This window comes from [Phormidium] sp. LEGE 05292, assembly GCF_015207735.1.
In the GTDB taxonomy this organism is placed as follows: domain Bacteria; phylum Cyanobacteriota; class Cyanobacteriia; order Cyanobacteriales; family Aerosakkonemataceae; genus Floridanema.
In genome coordinates, this window is record NZ_JADEWG010000010.1 from 56,671 (window position 1) to 76,439 (window position 19,769).

Annotated in this window: 11 protein-coding genes; 5 read left to right on the top strand and 6 right to left on the bottom strand. The window is 37.4% G+C overall.

What is annotated here, in order from left to right; genetic code table 11:
* Positions 1-23: 23 nt before the first annotated feature.
* Positions 24-2,528: a hypothetical protein gene (locus IQ264_RS05080; RefSeq protein WP_193979304.1), complete on the top strand. Its 2,505-nt coding sequence runs from the start codon at positions 24-26 to the stop codon at positions 2,526-2,528.
* 160 nt (positions 2,529-2,688) lie between these two features.
* On the opposite strand, the gene IQ264_RS05085 is transcribed toward IQ264_RS05080, so the two are convergent.
* Both IQ264_RS05085 and IQ264_RS05090 read right to left on the bottom strand, forming a co-directional pair.
* A complete protein-coding gene (locus IQ264_RS05085; RefSeq protein WP_193979250.1) occupies positions 2,689-4,935 on the bottom strand; it encodes an FdhF/YdeP family oxidoreductase in 2,247 nt (748 codons plus the stop codon).
* 395 nt (positions 4,936-5,330) lie between these two features.
* Positions 5,331-6,737: a serine/threonine protein kinase gene (locus IQ264_RS05090; RefSeq protein WP_193979252.1), complete on the bottom strand. Its 1,407-nt coding sequence runs from the start codon at positions 6,735-6,737 to the stop codon at positions 5,331-5,333.
* Between the two features lie 77 nt (positions 6,738-6,814).
* On the opposite strand from IQ264_RS05090, the gene IQ264_RS05095 reads away from it, so the two are divergent.
* Positions 6,815-7,549 carry a phycocyanobilin:ferredoxin oxidoreductase gene (locus IQ264_RS05095; RefSeq protein ID WP_193979255.1) on the top strand — a complete coding sequence of 245 codons (735 nt, stop codon included), beginning with the start codon at positions 6,815-6,817 and terminating at the stop codon, positions 7,547-7,549.
* Positions 7,550-7,621: 72 nt separating this feature from the next.
* On the opposite strand, the gene IQ264_RS05100 is transcribed toward IQ264_RS05095, so the two are convergent.
* The 3 genes from IQ264_RS05100 to IQ264_RS05110 all read right to left on the bottom strand — a co-directional run bounded on the left by IQ264_RS05100 (position 7,622) and on the right by IQ264_RS05110 (position 12,106).
* Positions 7,622-9,085, bottom strand: coding sequence for a glycosyltransferase family 4 protein (locus IQ264_RS05100; RefSeq protein WP_193979257.1), 1,464 nt, complete (start codon positions 9,083-9,085; stop codon positions 7,622-7,624).
* Between the two features lie 418 nt (positions 9,086-9,503).
* Positions 9,504-10,586, bottom strand: coding sequence for a glycosyltransferase family 4 protein (locus IQ264_RS05105; protein ID WP_193979259.1), 1,083 nt, complete (start codon positions 10,584-10,586; stop codon positions 9,504-9,506).
* A gap of 614 nt (positions 10,587-11,200) precedes the next feature.
* Positions 11,201-12,106, bottom strand: coding sequence for a hypothetical protein (locus tag IQ264_RS05110; RefSeq protein ID WP_228061300.1), 906 nt, complete (start codon positions 12,104-12,106; stop codon positions 11,201-11,203).
* Between the two features lie 253 nt (positions 12,107-12,359).
* Here IQ264_RS05110 and IQ264_RS05115 point away from each other — a divergent pair, with 253 nt between their 5' ends.
* From IQ264_RS05115 to IQ264_RS05125, 3 genes are all read left to right on the top strand, one after another.
* A complete protein-coding gene (locus IQ264_RS05115; RefSeq protein WP_193979261.1) occupies positions 12,360-14,651 on the top strand; it encodes a diguanylate cyclase domain-containing protein in 2,292 nt (763 codons plus the stop codon).
* Positions 14,652-14,894: 243 nt separating this feature from the next.
* Complete coding sequence (locus tag IQ264_RS05120) at positions 14,895-15,878, top strand: DMT family transporter (protein WP_193979263.1); 984 nt, start codon at positions 14,895-14,897, stop codon at positions 15,876-15,878.
* A gap of 169 nt (positions 15,879-16,047) precedes the next feature.
* Positions 16,048-16,383: a DUF760 domain-containing protein gene (locus IQ264_RS05125; RefSeq protein WP_193979265.1), complete on the top strand. Its 336-nt coding sequence runs from the start codon at positions 16,048-16,050 to the stop codon at positions 16,381-16,383.
* A gap of 138 nt (positions 16,384-16,521) precedes the next feature.
* Here the strand turns inward: IQ264_RS05125 and IQ264_RS05130 are convergent, their stop codons facing one another.
* Positions 16,522-19,533, bottom strand: a complete 3,012-nt coding sequence (locus tag IQ264_RS05130; RefSeq protein ID WP_193979267.1) for an ATP-binding protein — start codon at positions 19,531-19,533, stop codon at positions 16,522-16,524.
* Positions 19,534-19,769: the final 236 nt, after the last annotated feature.

Below are 19,769 nucleotides of genomic sequence, written 5' to 3' on the forward strand. Positions count from 1 at the left end.
TGATTAAAAATAGTTTAACTATTATGAATATTCCGGCTATTGTCGATGTTGTCATCGGGTTAATTTTCATCTACCTAATTTTAAGCTTGCTGGCCTCAGAAATTCAAGAATTAATTGCTACGGTGTTTCAGTGGCGAGCACAGCACCTAAGACAGTCAATAATTAATTTGCTGGCTGGTGATACGATCACCGATCAAAATATAGAATCAGCTAAACAACTGACCAAGGATTTGTATAATCATCCTCTGCTGAACGATATCAATCAAGAGGCGAGAGGATTATTTGCGACAATGTTTCGGAAAATTACTTGGTTTGTATCATGGATTTATCAAGGGTTAACTGGCAGAGATGGAGTTTTTGGCAATAAAGTTAGTGCGCCTTCATATATACCTGGAGAAACTTTTGCCACCGCTTTAATTGAAAGGCTAGGAATTGGTAAACTGGTTGAGCCGCTGATTGAGGCGAAGTTCGATCGCTTTAGAAGTTCAATTGTTGAGAATATCGGTACTATTGTCGATCGCACTGAAGAAATTCTCAAATCAGAAGAACTCGAAGCAGCGTTAAGCAAAAGCCCTGCTAAAGACGAATATTATAAATTACTGCAAGTTGATTTGTATAAAATATATAAACAGTTTAGTAATAGTGACCTTACCCTAATTAAAGCAATAGATAAAATCTCGCTACGAATTGAGCAGTTTATTCATCAATTACAAGGTGAAGAACAAAAGAAAAAATTATCGATTTGGAAGCAAGTTTTTTTTGGAGATCGGAATGAATTGGCGATCGTCAATGGTGGATTGCAGCCGACAATTGAAGAAGTTGCTGATTTGATAAATCAAAATAGTATAACTTGGCAAGGATATAAAGATAAAATTAACACATATTATCAACAAAGATATCAAGATGTTGTTGATGAATTGCAAAATTTTATTGTACTGTTTGATGCAACTATTCGGATAATTATTAATCCTGCACAAACTAAGTTTATAACTAAGGAAAATATTTTAGAATCACCAGATTATACAAAATTTTGGGCAACTAATTCAATTACATCTGAAATCAAATTAGGTATGCCTTTGTCTAGTATGTATGAGGAATTAATCAAAATTATCAATAAAAAAATTAAAAATAATCCAGGGGCAAAAGATAAATTAGAGGCTTTTAAGCAAGGTTTTGGTGAAGAAGGTCGAAAATTACTTGGTTCCAAAGTATTCCAATTAAAAGGGAAAGAGTTATTTTCAATTTGTCTTCTGATAGGCTTTTTAATTGTTACTTGGACTGCTGTTTTTCCTTTAGGAACACTCTTCATTACCCCTGTTGGAGGAATAGTTTTTATTATAATTCTCATTGTTATTTTTGTTTTGTTATTACTGGTTAATAAAGAGCCTAAGAGTTATGATGATTCTAACGAACAAGGAAGCATTGTAAATTTAGTAGATGTATTTTTCTCGCCTAGTCCTAACATTGAAAGTAATAGGGAAAACTTAATTGAATCATTTATAAGTGAATTTAAAACCCTAGTGGAGGAAAAGCCAGAAAACCTTAACTGGGAGTTGAGTAGACTGGGACAGAGTTTTCGTCAATACTACCGAGCTTTAATTATTAATAATGCAGATATTGATTTGCCTTTTATTCCTAGTTCTGTGAAACAGAGTGTGACTACACTGGTTAAACGAGCAAAAACGAAGATCGATCGCACTGGAAATGAAGTTAACCAGCTAGCACAAGAAATTGAAATTTGGTTCGATCGATCGATGGATCGCTCATCAGGGGTTTATAAACGGAATGCTAAAGGGATTAGTTTGTTAATTGGTTTTGGATTAGCCATTGCGACGAATTCTAACTCAATTTACATTGCGAATCAACTTGCATACGATCAAGAACTGCGACAAGCTATAGTACAGGGTTCAGAAAATTTTATTGCCACTGAAAATCAATCTGCTTCATCTTTGGATGCAAATCAGTTGCGCGATACTGCTACGCAACGCTGGCGCGATCGCAACCAGAAAGTTTCGCAAATTCTAAATGAACAACTGAAATTGCCGATCGGTTGGAATCCCCGTGTGTTAGGTAGACAATTGGGTTGTGAATTCCCGAAAAATGCTCAGGAAGATGATTGGGATAAACTATTCGACAAGTGCATTAAACATAGCAAAGAAGATAAATCACTTAATTTCGATCAAATTTACAACCAAGTTGCTAACCAAGTTGTTAGTGGAAAAAATAAATACACTGGCTCTAAAATCTTTGAAGAAGCTCAAAAACGATACGAAAACGTTCGCGCTAAGAGCAATAAACCCTCAAATTACTTTGTTCCGACTGCCATTTTCGTCATGATAACAACTTCAGGCAAATGGTTAGTAGGAATCTTGTTCTTACTAGGGTGGATTGCTACAGCTATAGCAATTTCGATGGGTGCTCCCTTCTGGTTTGACTTGCTAGGTAAAGTGGTAAATGTTCGCAACACAGGTAATAAACCACCCTCTTCGGCAAATCAAACCTCTGTAAATTCCGAAAAAAGTTCTTAGGTTTGTTGTCAGGTTTGTTGTGACGACTTCAGTCGTTTTATTTATCTCTAGAACTTACCCACTGAGATCCCCCAACCCCCTTCCCAAGGGGGCTTAAAAGGTTCCCCCCTTGGGAAGGGGGGCTAGGGGGGATCTAGGTTTCAGGCAGAGAGTAGCTATTCTACTTAACATATACACAGACAGGGACTCTTTTATAAGCAGGTGTACCACTGCGAGAATCGATATTAGCACTAAACAAAATATTAGCTTCAGGATAAAACATAAAAGCGGCTCCTTCACGAATTGCACCGCAAATAATCTCAAGATTATCTAATTCTCCAACATCTCCTTTGACAGAAACTCGTTGATGTTCTTTTAACCCTGCATTCTGCACATCCAAACGATTCATTAAAATACAATGACGATGTGGCATTCCCCGATATTTATCTTCCTGCTGATAAACTACAGTATTATGTTGTGTATAGCTGCGTCCAGTACCTAAAATTAGGACAATTCCCGTTTGCTCTTCAGTAATCCCAAAATGGGTTTTAGTTGGTAAAGATAATTGCGGTAAAGGTGTCACAAACATTTGAGCTTTACCGGAAGTTGTAGCGAATTTTGGTTCAATAAAAATCCGCCCCTCAATAGTAAATTCTTCTTGAGTTTTGTCAATAGTCGCAATTTTTTGATAGCCGGGAATGGTTTTAGCAATTAATTCTCTAACATAGCTAGTATCTTGCAGTTTTCGCCAATTAATTGGACTTTCTCCATGTATACGGTGAGCAATTTCTGTGAGTAATTCAACTTCCGAAATTAAGTCAGCTTCAGGGGCTTGTAAGTGACTAGTTCCCACATCATTTAACCGCACAAAATTGTTGCCAGATTCAGTAGTAGTTTGGTGCGGATTTTCAAACCGATTGAACACAGGTAAAATTAAAGTTTGATGTTGAGCTAATCCGTGAAAATGCCCTAAGTTGGGTTTAGTAGCAACATAAAAGATAGTTTGAATTTGTGATAATGCTTGTTTTGCTTGTTTCAAATCGGGGTTAGCTGCATAAAGATTTCCCCCTAAACATAAAAGCGTGTCAACTTTTCCAGCTGTAGCTGCTTCAATTAAGGCACGGGTATTATAACCTGGAGTTTCACTTATTGGATGTCCTAATAATTGGGAGAGTGCTTGTTTGATTTCTTCTCGTAATTTCACAGTTACGCCCATTGAACCAAATCCTTGCACATTAGAATGTCCGCGAATTGGCATTGTACCTGCACCAACTTTGCCTGCATTTCCTGTAATCAAGGCTGTATTCGCAATACTAAAAACGTTGTCTACTCCATTACTATGCTGAGTAATACCCATTGCCCAAGCAAACACTACTCGCTCTGATGTACCAATAAAATAAGCTGCGGCTGTGATTTCTTCAACAGATAAACCACAAGTATTAGTAATCGCTTCCCATGAAGTTTGTTGAGCATAGTTTATCACTTGTTCCCAACCGTCGGTGTAGGAAGCGAGATAGTCTTTTTTGATTAAATTCTGTTCAATTAATGATTTTTGTAACCCAATAAATAAGGCTACATCACTACCAGGAATTAGTTGCAGATATAAAGTAGAAATGTCTGAGCCGCCTGTGAGGAGAGATTTAATCGGGAAAGCCGGAGAAGCAAATTTAACTAAGCCGATTTCTATTTGGGGGTTAATGATGATAACTTTGCCGTTTCTTTCGCGCAATTTAATTAATTCATTCATCAACCGGGGATGATTTGCTGGGGCGTTAGAGCCAATTAAAACAACGCAATCACTTTCTTTTAAACCTTCTAGGCTCACCATTGATGTGCCTGAGCCAAATACTTGTTTTAATCCAACGGTTGAGGGTGCGTGACAGAGATCGGAACAATCTGCTAAGTTATTGCTGCCTAAGCTACGCATTAGCAGTTGCAGTAAATAAGCTGCTTCATTGGAGGAACGCCCAGAACTATAGGTAGCGATGCGTTCGGCTGGTTGCCGAAATGCTTTTGCAGCTATTTGGAAAACTTCTTCCCAGGTAATACGATCGTAATGTGTCGCGCCACTTCTCAAAATTAGGGGATAATTGAGTCTGCCTAAACGATCGCACTCCTGAGAATTTAGTTGTTGCAGTTGAGTGATGCTATATTTCTCAAAGAATTCTGGGCTAATGGCAGGTTGTAATTCAGATGCGATCGCTTCTACACTTTTAGCACAGCGTTGTAAATATTCTCCAGCTTCATTAACAAATCCACCTTTTTGTCCACCCGTTCCCCAAGCACAAGATAAACAAGCACTTTTATGATTGAGTGTTTGCCATAGTTTCAATCCTGTGGGAGTAAAGGTTTTTTCTACCCAATATTGAACTACAGGTAAACCGCCGCCTACTGATGGATGAGATTCTTTGTCTGGAGAGTTATTCATCTGTGATTAACAATGGGAGATCTGATAATAGTTTATCTAATTAAGAGAGTTAGGAATTTTTTTTTGGAACGCAGATGAATGCAGATGCACGCAGATGAACGCAGATGTTGGCGCAGCTTTCCCGCAGGGTACGCAGATGTAAGCATTAACTACTTCCTTTATTTTCTTTCTTCGCGCTCTTTGCGTCCTTTGCGGTTCAAAAAAAAGATTAATTAAAGCAACTTTAGTGTAATTTATTAATCAAGTTGACAATTTACATTACAGAATTTATGGATTGAGTATAATTTTCGTTATTCATCATAGCTAATTCTCTCCTCAAAACTCTCTGTGTCCTCTGGGTCTGGAGCGGTTTAATAATCTTAAAAACTAACGACTGAAGTCGCTACAACGAACGGTTATTCACTTGGCAGTCTTTTGATTTGAATTGGTAAATTTAACCAATCGCTGAGTTCAGCCGCCAGCCACTCAATTTCTGGTACAGTTAAGCCATGCCCAAATATATATTCTCGCCTTCCTGCCCAAATAGCGATCGAGCAACGATGACCTTCAGTTACATAGATTAATTCTAATTTGCTAATCTCTGTTCTAGGCATGGGACGCAAATTATAATTAGCTAACATAGACATTCCGGGACGAAACTTGAATTTCAAGCCAAACAACTTGTAAATGAAGGAAATTTCTTGTTTATTTACAAGCAAAACAGATTTACCAAATAAACTAAAAAGTATTTCTGAGAGCATACCAATGCCAGCACCCCAAAATGGTAAGGAGAATAATAAAAAGAACAGGTTCATGCCAAAGGGCGCAATGAAAAAGGCTGCGATCGTCCACATAAATATGCCGGAATTCCAAGCGATCGCAAATAAAATCAAAAATACGATATCCGGTCTTAATCCTGATTCAGAAATAGTAATTTCTAAATGATTAAAATTTTTATTTAGAATAACTTTGCTGCCTGATGGCTTTTTAGGAACTAAATAAATAGCATCTTTGGTTAACGGTTTTTCTAAAGCTGTTAATGCTGCTTCCGCTGAATTTAACCGACGGTTTAAACTTGGCTCTGTTAACAATTTTAACCAGCGAGAAAAGCCCGGACTAATATTAGCAAATTGCTCAAATTCAATATTCAAATCTGTTTGAGGTAAATCTGCTGGATGAGTACCCGTAACTAAATAGATTAAAGTTGCGCCTAAACTGTAAAGGTCAGAAGCGGGAACTGCCCTACCGCCAAATTGTTCTGGTGGCATATAGCCGTAAGTTCCTACTACCGTAATTGTCCCAGATTCTCTAGCGGCGAGTGTTTGGACTGAACCAAAATCTACTAAATAAACTTCACCTTTACCACTTGTAGAACTATTAGTCAAAAGAATGTTACTTGGCTTAATATCTCGGTGAATTATTGGTGGTTGATGTTGATGTAAATAAGTAAGAATTCTTAAAATATCTTTAGCAATTTCTTGTACTTCGCTTTCGGTAAAAGTTCTGCCAGCTTTTAGGTGTTCTTCCAAGGAATTAGCAGGAATATAACTTTGAACTAAGGCAAATCCTTTGTTATTCGGTGAGTTTACCTCAAAATAATTTAAATATCGGGGAATAGCAGGATGGGAAAGGTTTTTTAAGGTTTTTGCTTCCCGTTCAAATAGCTTGAAATCTTCCCATTCCAAATCATTACCGAAAGTTAGTAGCTTAATTACTACTAATTCTTGAGTTTGCTTATCCCAAGCTAGTAGAGTTCTACGTCCGGCTTTTTTCCCTAGTTGTTGGCGAATTTCGTAGCGTTCTTCCCACAAGGTATCGAACATTATTTTTTTCCATTATTGTCCCTCTTCGTTCTATTCTGGAGCAAGGCTTAAATGTTGCACTTTTTATTATCCGAATAATGTTACAAAATTTAAACCCTTCTCTGCGGGAACAACAACATCCCTTAATTCGCCAACTTGCTGATTGTATTGAGTCTACTTGGCAACAATACTTACAATTAGAACCGTATCACCTTCCAGAAGATTTGGGATATGTGGAAGGGCGACTGGAAGGGGAAAAGTTGACGATCGAAAATCGTTGCTACCAAAGTCCGCAATTTCGCAAAATGCACTTAGAATTGGCGAAAGTCGGTGCTTCTTTAGACATTTTACATTGCGTAATGTTTCCCCGCCCCGAATATGCTTTACCGATGTTTGGGACTGACTTAGTTGGTGGTAGGGGACAAATTAGTGCTGCGATCGTCGATCTTTCTTCAACTAACCCTGACTTAACTTTACCAGAAGGCTACACAAATGCTCTTTCTGGATTGCCTGCGATCGACTTTTCGCAACCGCGAGATTTACCAGAATGGGGTGATATTTTTTCGGAATTTTGTTTATTTATTCGTCCGGGAAATGCAGAGGAAGAAACACAGTTTTTATCCAGAGTTCGTGACTTTTTAACTATTCACTGTCAGCAAGCAACTATTGCCCAACCTGTTGACGAACAACGCCGTGAGGAAATTTTAAAAGGTCAACGTTATTACTGCACTAAACAACAAAAAAATGATAAAACCCGCAGAGTTTTAGAGAAAGCTTTTGGTAATGATTGGGCAGAACGTTACATGACTACAGTTTTGTTTGATTTTGTTTAGGTTTTTTGGATGGACTAGAACCTTAAATTGTAGAGTAGAGACGTTGTATACAACGTCTCTACAACTGCTTCCTTACGATGCTTTAACTAGACTCTTAGCAACAGTTTGACTAGTAGCAGCAACAGTTACAGATTGTTTAATGGGTAACTGAGGATGATAGAAAGATGGGTGAAGCAAAGATTGTGCTAATAAACGACGATAGAGGTCGCTGAGTTGAATTGCAACACCCGTCCAACTAAAGTTTTGTTGTACTCTTAATGATGCTTGTTTGCGGAGTTTTTGCGCCCAAATTTCGTCGGCTAAAATGCGATCGATCGCACCAGCAAAAGCCTCCACATTTTGCGGCGGAACTAACAACCCAGTTTCTTCTGGCATCACTGTAAACCGCAAACCTCCAACATCAGAAGCCACCACAGGCGTACCGCAAGCCATCGCTTCAATTGCTACTAAACCAAAAGGTTCGTAATGACTGGGAATTACACAAACATCAGCCGCAGTGTAATACAAAGGTAGCAAATCATGACCAATTCGCCCAGCAAAGATGGTATTGTTTACTAATCCTAATTCTTTAACAATACCCTCAATTCTTTGTCTTTCTAAACCGTCTGATTGGTCTGGTTCACTGCCACCGACAATCACTAATTTTAGATTAGCGTAGGGATGTAATTTTTCTGATTGTTGGGTTTCAATTTTGTCTTTAAGTTTGGCGCAAGCACGGACTAAAGTTTCAATTCCTTTACGTCGATCGAAACGTCCCACATATAAAACAATTTGTTCGTTAGGATCGAAACCTAGTGCTGCCCTTGCGTCTGCTTTTGGCATAGTAATACGGAAGTTTTCAATGTCAGTACCGCAAGGAATAACTTCAATATTACCTGCTTGAGATACCAAGGTGCGAAGCATTTCTTCCTCTTGGGGACTGGTGGCAACTATGCAGTTTGCTTGTTCTAAAATTTGCTTTTCAACTGCTAGTCTAGTTTCGGCAATTGCAGGTTTTTTCCCTGTTGTTTGATATTTAACTGCGCCAAGGGAATGATAAGTGTGAATAAGCTGAATGTTACTGCGTTTTTGTAACTGCAAACCTATCCAAGCAGAAAGCCAATAATTAGTATGAACTAAGGGATAATTTGTGCCTTCTTTAACTTGAAATTTTTGGAATGCTTCGACAAATTCTGGCATATATTCCAGCAAGCGATCGCGCCCAATAAACTCCTGTGGCCCCGCTACTAAGCGAATTGTGCGACAATGAGGCGAATGTTGCACAATGGTTGCATCTTCCGGGTGTACTTTGCGCGTGAACATATCGACTTGCCAACCTAATTTGGCTAAAGCTTCACCCACTTGACGCACATATACATTTTGACCGCCTGCTTCTTCTTTGCCAATTTCCGCAGCGGGATCGCCATGATCGGAAATTAAGGCGATCGCTTGTCGAGAAGGAACATCTATTTTTGTAGCGGCAAAATGTGTTTTTGGCGGTAAGGAAGATTTACCCTGAGAATGTTTAGTAGAGGACTGTAAAGAAACTTTAGTCATGACTTCACCTCTTTAGTCATTGGTGGTTAGTCATTAATCAATAGTGATTCTTAGTTCATTGAAAAACAGTGAACTCAATTCAAAGAATCATTATTGACGAATGACTGTGTTTGGAAAAACTTAGTGCAAGTTTTGGATGTCAAATGTCCTAGATGTAGCTAAAATCGCTGAAAAATTGGTGCTATTAATTAAAGAAATCTCGCAAAAGGAATTTAGTAAAATTACAGGTTAACTGCAATTTTAGATTTTAGATTTTAGATTTTAGATTTTGGGCTTAGATCCCAAGATAGACGATCGGAATAATCTAAAATACCTACTACGCACACGCTCCGCGAACGTCAATCCTGAATCTTCAAGCCCTTTACCCTTATGGACGGGGTAAATCCAAAATCAAAAATCAAAAATCACTTGAGTCTCGCTAATTTGTCTTGCTTAAAAGTGGTGTATGTAAATGTCCGTTGGTGCGTTCAAACCGTCCAGCTAAAATTTGTTGATAAACTGCTTCGTAACCATTGGTCATTTGTTTGACGCTGAAGTTGTTAACAATGTGTTCCCGGCAAGCATGGCGATCGATCTGTCCAATCTTCTCCACAGCACTAATACATTCTGCCACGTCCTTGCACAAGAAACCTGTCTTGCCATCAGCAATTAATTCGGTGGTTGAACCTAAATTCATCGCAACTACTGGTGTACCAGCTGCCATAGATTCAACCATGACTAAACCAAAAGGTTCGCGCCAAGTAATGGGGAATAAAGTGGCAAGTGCCCTACCCATTAATTGATTCTTTTGATAGTGATTTGCTTCTCCTGTGTATTGAATTTGTTCGCCGTCAATGTGGGGTTTAATTTCGGTTTCAAAATATTCCACATCAACCGCATCAACTTTACCCGCCATTATTAGTGGTAAACCTACGGCTTTAGCAATCGCGATCGCATGATGTGGCCCTTTTTCTGGCGACATCCGACCCAAAAAAGCTAAATATGGTGGTTCATCAGGTTGGGGATAAAACTTATGACTATCAACGTCAATTCCGTTGTAAACCGTTGCTACATAATTTAACCCTAATCTAGATTCCTTTTGTGTATGGGAAATGCTGATGTAAGGTTGTTCTTTAGCGTATGTAAAGATTTTTTCGTGATCGGGAGTAAAAATTCCATGCAAAGTGTGAACGGTGGGAGTTTTTACCAGTTTGGCATAAGGTAATGCCGCATGACCCATGTGTGAATGAATGATGTCAAACTCTGATGCCCGTTCATACACTTGACTCAGTTGCAGCATTTCATAAACGCTGTATTCTTTCACACTAGGATCGAGCCTAATCGCACGAGGATGTACTGATTCAATCTTAGCCAGACTAATAGAATCTCCTGATGCAAATAGGGTTACTTCATGCCCCCGGCGAACTAGCTCATCAGTTAAGAGACTGACTACCAATTCAATTCCGCCGTATGCTGGTGGTGGCACTCTTTCCCAGAGTGGCGCAACCTGAGCAATCCGCATAATAAACCTCCTAAAATCGAAAATTTCCAGTTGGAAGCACCTGCTTTTTTTGACTTCGGAGTGCGATCGAGCGACTCACTTGCACTAGAACTAGGGTTAGCGTTAAGCACCAAACTTTTGCGAGAATTTAATCTGAATTTTATATTTTCTAATCACTTCTCCGCCAATCACCCAAGTAGGGAAATCCCTACCTCTAAAAGTCAAAAAATGTATTTGATTTAACTGATTTTTTTCCACTTTTACCCTTATTGCCATCTATCTTCGGGCACAAAGCTCAATAAAACTAGCGGTATAAATCAGGTAATAAACAGATTTAATAGCTGTGAAACTACTGGAAATAAAGGGCGAAACAGCTTTAAGAGGTAAGAAATATTTAGTTCGTGCTGCGGCTAAGGAAGATAGCTCCTAAATTTACTATATTTCATGTTCGGTAAATACTACCTCCAAGGGGAGTAAAACAGCATAAGAAAGGTTAATTAGAAACGAAAATCTATCTCTTTAGTCATGAATTTTGTTTTCGAGACCGTAGCCAAGGGGGTAGGGAGAGGAGGAAAATAACTTTCTCTTCTTTCCAAAATAGGTAATTTTGATCAAAAAATCAAAAACAGGAAGAATTATTTCTTTGTTTTATTAGCAGGTTTATTACCAGGCTTAGCTCCTGGTTTAGCTGCGTCGTTGCCGGGAGCTTTGGCTCCAGGGGGTGCTGGGGGTCGTCTCATTGGTGGTGGTGGTGGGGCTGCTGGTGCTGGGCCACCTGCGGGTTTAGGCACATCTCTACGGGTGGCAAAGCTAACATTAACACCATCATTCAATTGCTCTAACACTAGCAGCGGTGTGGGTTTAGCCTTCTGATCCCATTCCATGTGGACAATCCGACCTTGAATTGTCGGTTGCCAATTATCATTATCTTCACTAGGACTCAAGAAAGTTTCGATACAATCAATAATTTGATTGATTGTGGCAGAAGTAGCTTGGGTGGGTAATTTCATCAGCCGAATTTGAATTCGGAACAACACAGCCTTTTTAGCTTTGACTCCTTCTACAGGTAAATACTCAACATCAAACATTTCATCAACTTGTCTTCCAGAAGCACTGGCAATACCTACAGCTGTTTGTTGAGCTTGGTTGGGGCGGAGAGCAACGGCTATTTTCTCCTTCACTTTCACCTTGATTTGATTGACAATGGCAAAGTGGAATACTTCTTCTGCCATCCGCATTCGTAAATAATCTAAGTTAAACTCTCTGGAATAAACCAAGTCTGGATTAGTTTCCATCTTGCGAATCGTTTCCAGAGCTAACTTTAATTTTTTGTCTAGCTCTTTGATGCGGAAATCTTCAAATCTAACTTTTTTATTCAATTTATCGATCTGAAGCTTGGAATATACGCCTAAAGCTACTAGCAGTAAAGCTAAACCTCCAGAAACTCCCATCCAGATGTCAAATGATGAATCGGTGGGATTAGGTTTTTTGGCAGGGGTTTGGGCTAACAGGGGATCTACGAGAATAATTGAAGCTGACATTAGTCTAATCCTACTGGGAACTAGGTAACTACTTATAGAATGCCCGTTAAAGAGGTAATTGCATCAACAAAGTCAATGAAAGTAAAGAAATATAAATAAATCAGTAATTTCACTGAAAGTTTTACTTGTTTAGCTAATCTAATATACACCTCAGCAAACTAGAGGCAAGCTATGTCTAGCAATAACATATTGTACAGAAAAAAACCAAGAGTAAATTCTACGATTTAGGATAAATATAATTGGATTATTCAATATGAAATTAATACCTGATGATTTGGCGCTACCACTTCCAATTTACTCTTCACTAATCATGCACTACGATTCTACTGAAATTGCATCTACTAAAGAAACGGAATTTTGCCAAGCAATCACTGTGGCGATCGATCGATCGGTAGATTTCCAGAGTTCTCTAAAATTAACCTTAGATCGAGTGTGTGAACTGACAGGCTGGGATTATGGAGAAGCTTGGATTCCTCGTCTTGATGGCTCCACTTTAGAATATAGCCCTGTTTGGTACGGTAGCAGCAATCTTGAATCCTTGAGAAAATTTAGTAAAGCATTAACATTTCCCCCAAATGTGGGTTTACCTGGGCGAGTTTGGTTATCTAAACAACCAGAGTTGATTCCAGATATTTCCCAAGCACCAAAAGCAATTTTTGCCCGAATGGAATTGGCTTTAACATCTCGATTAAAAGCTGGTTTGGCAATTCCTATTTTGGTTGGGGACTATGTTTTAGCTGTCCTAGTATTTTTCATGTTTAAGTCTAAGCAGGAAGATTATCTCTTAATAAACTTAGTTTTTAATATTACTACTCAATTAGGTGAATTCTTTGAAATAAAAAGAATTCAAGAAATCTTCAAAAATCAGTATAAAATGTTAGAAATTATCGCAGAAGGAGTAAGTGTTTCTGATGAATTAGGTAATATTTTATTTTTCAATAATTCATTTTGCACTATATTTGGCTATGCACCAGAAGAGTTAATTGGTAAAAACTTATCCTTAATCAATCGCCGTTTACCAGAAAAAAATTCCTTAAGAGAAATCACCTTGGCTTTAAATACCCAAGGCTTTTGGTCAAAAGAATTAAATAATTTTCAGAAAGATGGGACAGTGATAATTACTAATACACGCTTTTCTGCATTAACCATTTCAGGAAAACAGTACTGGGTTGGGGTTTGGGAAAACATTACCGCCCAAAAACAAGGCGAAACAGAATTACAAAAAAATCAACAAAAGCTGGCTTCAGCAATTGATTTGTTACCAGGTATTCCTTTTCATGCCAATAATAATACTCAATGGTCAATGAAATCTTTTGGTAAAGACACCTGGGAATTAACTGGGTATAAAACTGAAGAACTGTTGGGAAATGGAAGCTCATATAACGAAATTGTATATCCAGAAGACTTACCAAAAGTTTTAATTGCTATTAATTTTGCTATTAGTAAAAAACAAGATTACCAAGTTGAGTATCGGATTTGTACTAAGTCAGGTGAAGAAAAGTGGGTATGGGAAAAGGGTAGAGGAGTTTTTGACAACCAAGGTGAAGTGCTAAATTTAGAAGGAATTATTATTGATATTACAGAACGCAAACAGGCAGAAGAATCATTAAGAAAAGCAGAAATTAAGTATCGTAGTATTTTTGAAAATGCTGTGGAGGGAATTTTTCAAAGTTCTGTAGATGGCAGATATTTAATTGCTAATCAGATGTTGGCTAAAATTTATGGGTATAAATCTGTTGAAGAATTATTGTTGGATTTTACAGATATTAATTGTCAACTTTATGTCGATCCGAATCGTCGAACTGAATTCATGTCTTTAATTCAGGAACAAGGTGCCGTTTTGGGTTTTGAGTCGCAGATTTACCGCAAAGATCGCAGTATTATTTGGATTTCGGAAAATGCTTCTGGTTTGTACAATAGTGAAGGGAAATTAGTCGGTTATGAAGGGACAGTGGTAGATATTACGGAACGTAAAAGAGCCGAAGCGACGATTCAGTATCAAGCTTTTCATGACTTGTTGACTACTCTACCTAACCGAGCTTTGTTTAATGAAAAATTGATTATTTCGTTAGAGAATGCTCCTACTCATCAGCACAAATTTGCTGTAATGTTTCTCGATTTAGACCGCTTCAAGAAAATTAATGATACTCTGGGTCATGCAGTAGGCGATCGCTTATTACAAAATGTTGCGGAAAGGTTAAAAAGTTGCCTGCGAGAGGGAGATACAGTAGCTCGTTGGGGAGGAGATGAATTTACTATCTTATTGACTCAGATTCTTAATAGAAATGATGCTGGTAAGATTGCTCAAAGAATTATTGATGCGCTTAAGTTACCTTTTTACTTAGAAAATCAAGAGCTTCATACTAGTACTAGTGTTGGCATTGCTGTTTATCCAGAGGATGGAGAAGATGTTGAGACTTTATTAAAAAAGGCTGATTCAGCTTTGTACGAAGCTAAGAAAAAGGGCAGGAATAATTATCAGTATTATATGCCAAAAAATCATCAACCAATACACCTAGAAGCCTTGATTCAACCTAAACTTTAGTTTCCATCTTTTTTACTATTAAGAAAAGTAAGAAAGGTAAGAAAAGTAGGAAAAGTAAGTATTAAAAAAACTTTAATTTTTAGTGAAGTTTTGTTGTTTATAATACTATATGGTTCCCGTTAGGGAACAGACTCTAGAAATTGAAGTGGGAAGCGTTAAATTTGCGATCGCGTCTGAAGGTAATTTTCTTTAGCGATCGTCCGAATAGCTGCGTCTAAATTTTTACTAAACAAAATCAATAAAATGGTCAGTAAAGCAATCAGGCTAGAACTAACGAAACAACAGACTGAAACACAAATATTACCCAATTGGTTGGCTCTTGTTTCCTTACTTATTGGGATACTTGGCATATCTTTTGCGGCAATTTTTATTAAGTTAAGCGAATCTGAACTAAGTCCATACGCCACTATATTTAATCGTTTATGGATCAGTACTGCCAGCTTAGGATTAGTCAATGGAATACAAGCGATTCGTCGGCGCTACTCACCAGATCGAGAAGAAGATTCGCCCAAAAATAGCGAGAATTTTACTAAATATATCTGGTTATTTGTGGGATATGGAACTTTTTTTGCGGCAGCGCAATTATTTTGGGCTTGGTCAATCACACAAACAAGTGTAGCAATTTCAACGGTACTGCATAACCTGACTCCTCTGTTTACTTGTTTGCTAGCTTGGCTATTGTTTGGTAAGCATTTTGACAACAAATTCATTTTTGGGATGGCGATCGCTTTAAGTGGAGTAGTTGTGATTGAATTAGAGGATTTGCAAGTTGCCACAGGCAAAGTTCAAGGAGATTTAGCAGCTGTAATTTCAGCAATATTAGTAGCTGGATATTTGCTGATTGTAGAAAGACTCAGAACCAAATTTTCTGCTAATAATATTTTAATTGCGGGTTCAGCGATCGCCACATTAGTAACTATACCAATTGTGTATTTAACACATGAGAGAATTTTCCCATATTCTTGGAAAGGATGGCTATTTGTCATTGGGTTAGCTTTGGTTTGCCAAATTATTGGTCAGGGGTTAATTGTTTATAGTCAAAATATGTTATCTTCTGGATTTATTGCGATCGCCTTTCTCCTCGATCCAGTAATTACTTCCCTGCAAGCTTGGCTGATCTTTTCGGAAAGATTAAGTGTTTCAAGTTGGATGGCTTTTGCTGTAGTTTTATTAGGGATATATATTGCTCAACTCAGTAAATCGGCTGTTAAGGAAGAAAGTGCTTAATCAAGAAGCAATTTGATTTCGATTGTCCGCCAACCAGTTCACAACAAGAGTTATTAAGATCTTAGGTAGTAGGAGAAGCCGTACTTATGGTTCGGTTGTACTCACTGGAAAAGAAGTTTTGTACTTTGTTAAATTTAAGTTACGAAACATGAATGGACAGGACACTACTATGAATGATCTGTCAAACAAAAACACTGACATCTTTGACAACTCCGAAGGTAACAACTTGCTTTGGCAATATGTGAGATCTCTGCAACCAGAGATTATCAGCGCACTTTCCAAACCTTCGTCTGAAGCAGCCAAGGTCATGGAAGCTAACTTAACGGGGATGCTGGGAAATTTACCACCAGATCACTTCGGCGTGATGATTACTACATCTAAGGAAAACTTGGGACGCTTGTTAGCTTCCGCGATGATGAATGGTTACTTCCTGCGGAATGCCGAACAAAGAATGGGTTTTGAAAGATATTTGCAAGCGGCTACAGAAAGCGAAACTGATAACTAGTGCAAGAAGGCAGAAGGCTTTCAGGAAAGAATGTTTTTCGGTTCAGGTTTTTACCTGTTTTGAACTGATTAGTTATTTCTGCCACACTGCACTAGTACAAGTGGGTAGTTAATTCTCCAAGGTGGGGATGAAAAAAAGTCATTGCCTGGTTAAATGGGTAATTTCTTCAAAATCAAAGTTATTTACCAAATCTGTTAATTTGTCAGCTAATTCTGCTTTTTCTGGGGGAATTTCTGCAATCAATTTCAGAATTTGTTCATCATCGGCACAAATAGCGGCGTGATTTAGTAGTGCTAACCATTCAGCAGACATGATAGATAAGTCAGCCTCTGTTAATTTTTGCACAAGTTTGAGGGAACTTTGGCTTTTTTGGGTTTCCTGAGTCGGAGTTGGTTCTTCGTATAAATAACGTACTCCTAAGTGATGGCTCATTTTGGCAAAAATTTCTGAGATACGGAAAGGTTTACTAACGAAATCATCAAAACCAGCTTTTAAAATGCGATCGCGATCTTCAGTAAAAGCGCTAGCAGTCAAAGCAATAATTTTCGGAGTGTAGCTTTGTGATTCTTGGCAGATCTCTTTAATTTTTTTTGTTGCCTCTAAACCATCCATTACAGGCATTCTCACATCCATCCAAATCAAATGTGGTTGCCAACTTATAAATAAATCGATCGCTTCTTTACCGTTTGTGGCAATACGGACTTCAAACCCTACCGATGTTAATACTTTGTGTAGAAGTTGGCAATTTTCCTGGTTATCTTCTACTACTAAGATGCGATAAATAGGTTGTTCTGGTGCTAAGGCAATCACTTTTCCGATCTTATCTTCTGATTGGCGATCGCTAGTAATCCCAATATTAACATTAACATCAAATCTGACCTTAGTACCTTTACTTAATTGGCTGGTAATACTAATATCTCCACCCATTAATTGGACAAATTGGCGGCTAATTGGTAAACCTAAGCCCGTGCCTTCCATTGATTTTTTACCAGCTTCACTTTGAAAAAATGGCTCAAATAAATGTTTAACTTCCTCTGGATCGATACCAACGCCAGTATCTTCTACTTCAAATAAAATTTTGCATTTCATTATCGAGTTTTCCAGATCAACCTGTCGCGGACTTTCACTAACTTTTACTCGCAAAATTACTGTGCCTTTTTGAGTAAATTTAATAGCATTAGCTAGTAAATTAATCAATATCTGTCTTAATTTACTTTCATCAGTTTTGACATATTGAGGCAGGTCGGGTTCTCGGTAAAATAATAACTGCAAATTCTTTGATTCTGCTTTTAGCTGTAACATTTCTTCCAAGCCATCTAGCAGATGATATAAATCAAAAGAATTTTCATTGAAAGTTACCAACCCAGCTTCAATTTTGGACATTTCCAAAACATCATTAATTAGAGATAGTAAATGTTCTCCACTCCGACCAATAATTCCTAAATATTCTTGCTGTTCTGCATCTAAAGAATGCAGGGCTAACACTTGAGTAAAGCCTAAAATTGCATTTAAAGGAGTCCGCAATTCATGACTCATTTTAGCTAAAAATTGGCTTTTGGCACGGTTAGCGGCTTGGGCTTCAATTGCTGCTTGTTGTAGTGCTGATTGGTATAATTTTAAAACGGCAAACATTAAAACATTTCGTAATTCTACGGCAGCATTTATTTCTGTCTGTTTCCAAGGTAAAGATTTTTCTCTAACTGTCTCTTTCCATAGTTCAAACGATCGACGAGGCGAAAGACGTATAATTCCATCATCTTGAATAATGACAGCTTTATTTGGATCTCCACCCCAATTTACTGTTTGAATTACTTCTGGTCTTAACCAAATTATTTGGTAAGAAATGTCATTAACAAAGATAGAAATTGCTAGTAAACCACTGACTAATTCTTTGATTTGCTTGGCTGAAGGATAAATTTGCGAAAGGCAGTTTGTATGAAATACTTCTTGTTGACTGTGATTCTGCAACCAATTAATTAAAGCTTTAATATCTTCTATTCCTGGGGTTTTGCCAACTAAAGTTAAATTTTTACTAAAATAGATAATCGCACCTTCAGCATTTACTAGTTCTAATAAAAATTTTTCTTTTGTATCAAAAGTATTATTATTTACATTTTGATTTAATAAATTTTCTTTTAATTCTTCTTGGATCAGTTTAATTTTTTTGCTAATTTTTTCAAACTCTTGTTGTTGTTTATTAAGTATTTCTAAGGACATTACTTCTCCTAGTAATTCACAGAATTTACGAATTTCATACGTTACATAGCGAGGGGAGTAATGATGGCAGACTATTAACCCCCAAAGTTTTCTATCCGTGATTAATGAAATACATAAAGATGCCCCTACTCCCATATTTTGCAGGTATTCTATGTGAATGGGAGAAACGCTTCTGAGAACTGATAAACTTAAATTTAGGGGAGCATTAGTGAGAGGATTATTTTTGGGAATAATTGGCACTGGCTGATAGTTTATATCAACAATTAATCTTAGCCAGTTGGTATAATATAACTGTCGTGCTTTTCTGGGAATATCAGACGCAGGATAATGTAAACCCAAAAATGGTTCTAATCCTTCTCTTTTATCTTCAGCAATTACTATGCCACTTTCATCTGGCTCAAATTGATAAATCATTACTCGGTCATAACCAGTAATTTTTCTCACTTCTTGAGTTAATAATTCAGTCATTTTCTGAAAATTATTGGATCTTTTAATATTCATAATTGCTGTCTTAACTAAATGGTAAAAGCTGAGAGAAGAAGATTTGTCTTTAACTGAATCTTCCTCCATTTCTAAAATTAATACTCCATCGTAGCGATGAATTATACATTCAAAGTTTTTGGTGGAATCAGCAGTTTTTATGGAAAGATTTAACGGATTATATATTTCTATATTTTCTGATAATAAATATTCTTGTAATTGATTCAATTGGGCTTGATTTAGGAGCAGAGCTAAACTATGATTAATTAATGATTCAGCCGAAATACCCAAAAAATTTGCTGTGTTCTGGCTAGCTTGAAGAATAATTAAATCCGGTTCTTGAAGAGTTAACAGTAAACCATGAGGCTGGATCAGACCAGGGGTATGAATAGCCTCTTGTTCGCAATTAGTTAAATCAACTAATTCTGGGGTAACGAACTGTGTAATATCCATTTTAATAAATGATGAATAACTGAATAATGTGCTAGAAAAAAGTAAGCAGATGATTCCTTTTTAACATAACTTGGATAGGGAATTTGCCAAATAGAACATTATTTAATAGTTACTCAAAAGTGTTAATTAAGTTAGTTAGGATTTACGCAACTGCCACAGGCGATCGCATAAGGCAGGATATGAGTATAGGGGCTTGACAAAAATACGGTTTGCTGAATATTTTTGATGGCTCTAAG

Coding starts and splice junctions, on each gene's coding strand:
- IQ264_RS05080 (WP_193979304.1), top strand. CDS start 24: ATGAATATTCCGGCTATTGTCGATGTTGTCATCGGGTTAATTTTCATC.
- IQ264_RS05085 (WP_193979250.1), bottom strand. CDS start 4,935: ATGAATAACTCTCCAGACAAAGAATCTCATCCATCAGTAGGCGGCGGT.
- IQ264_RS05090 (WP_193979252.1), bottom strand. CDS start 6,737: ATGTTCGATACCTTGTGGGAAGAACGCTACGAAATTCGCCAACAACTA.
- IQ264_RS05095 (WP_193979255.1), top strand. CDS start 6,815: ATGTTACAAAATTTAAACCCTTCTCTGCGGGAACAACAACATCCCTTA.
- IQ264_RS05100 (WP_193979257.1), bottom strand. CDS start 9,085: ATGACTAAAGTTTCTTTACAGTCCTCTACTAAACATTCTCAGGGTAAA.
- IQ264_RS05105 (WP_193979259.1), bottom strand. CDS start 10,586: ATGCGGATTGCTCAGGTTGCGCCACTCTGGGAAAGAGTGCCACCACCA.
- IQ264_RS05110 (WP_228061300.1), bottom strand. CDS start 12,106: ATGTCAGCTTCAATTATTCTCGTAGATCCCCTGTTAGCCCAAACCCCT.
- IQ264_RS05115 (WP_193979261.1), top strand. CDS start 12,360: ATGAAATTAATACCTGATGATTTGGCGCTACCACTTCCAATTTACTCT.
- IQ264_RS05120 (WP_193979263.1), top strand. CDS start 14,895: ATGGTCAGTAAAGCAATCAGGCTAGAACTAACGAAACAACAGACTGAA.
- IQ264_RS05125 (WP_193979265.1), top strand. CDS start 16,048: ATGAATGATCTGTCAAACAAAAACACTGACATCTTTGACAACTCCGAA.
- IQ264_RS05130 (WP_193979267.1), bottom strand. CDS start 19,533: ATGGATATTACACAGTTCGTTACCCCAGAATTAGTTGATTTAACTAAT.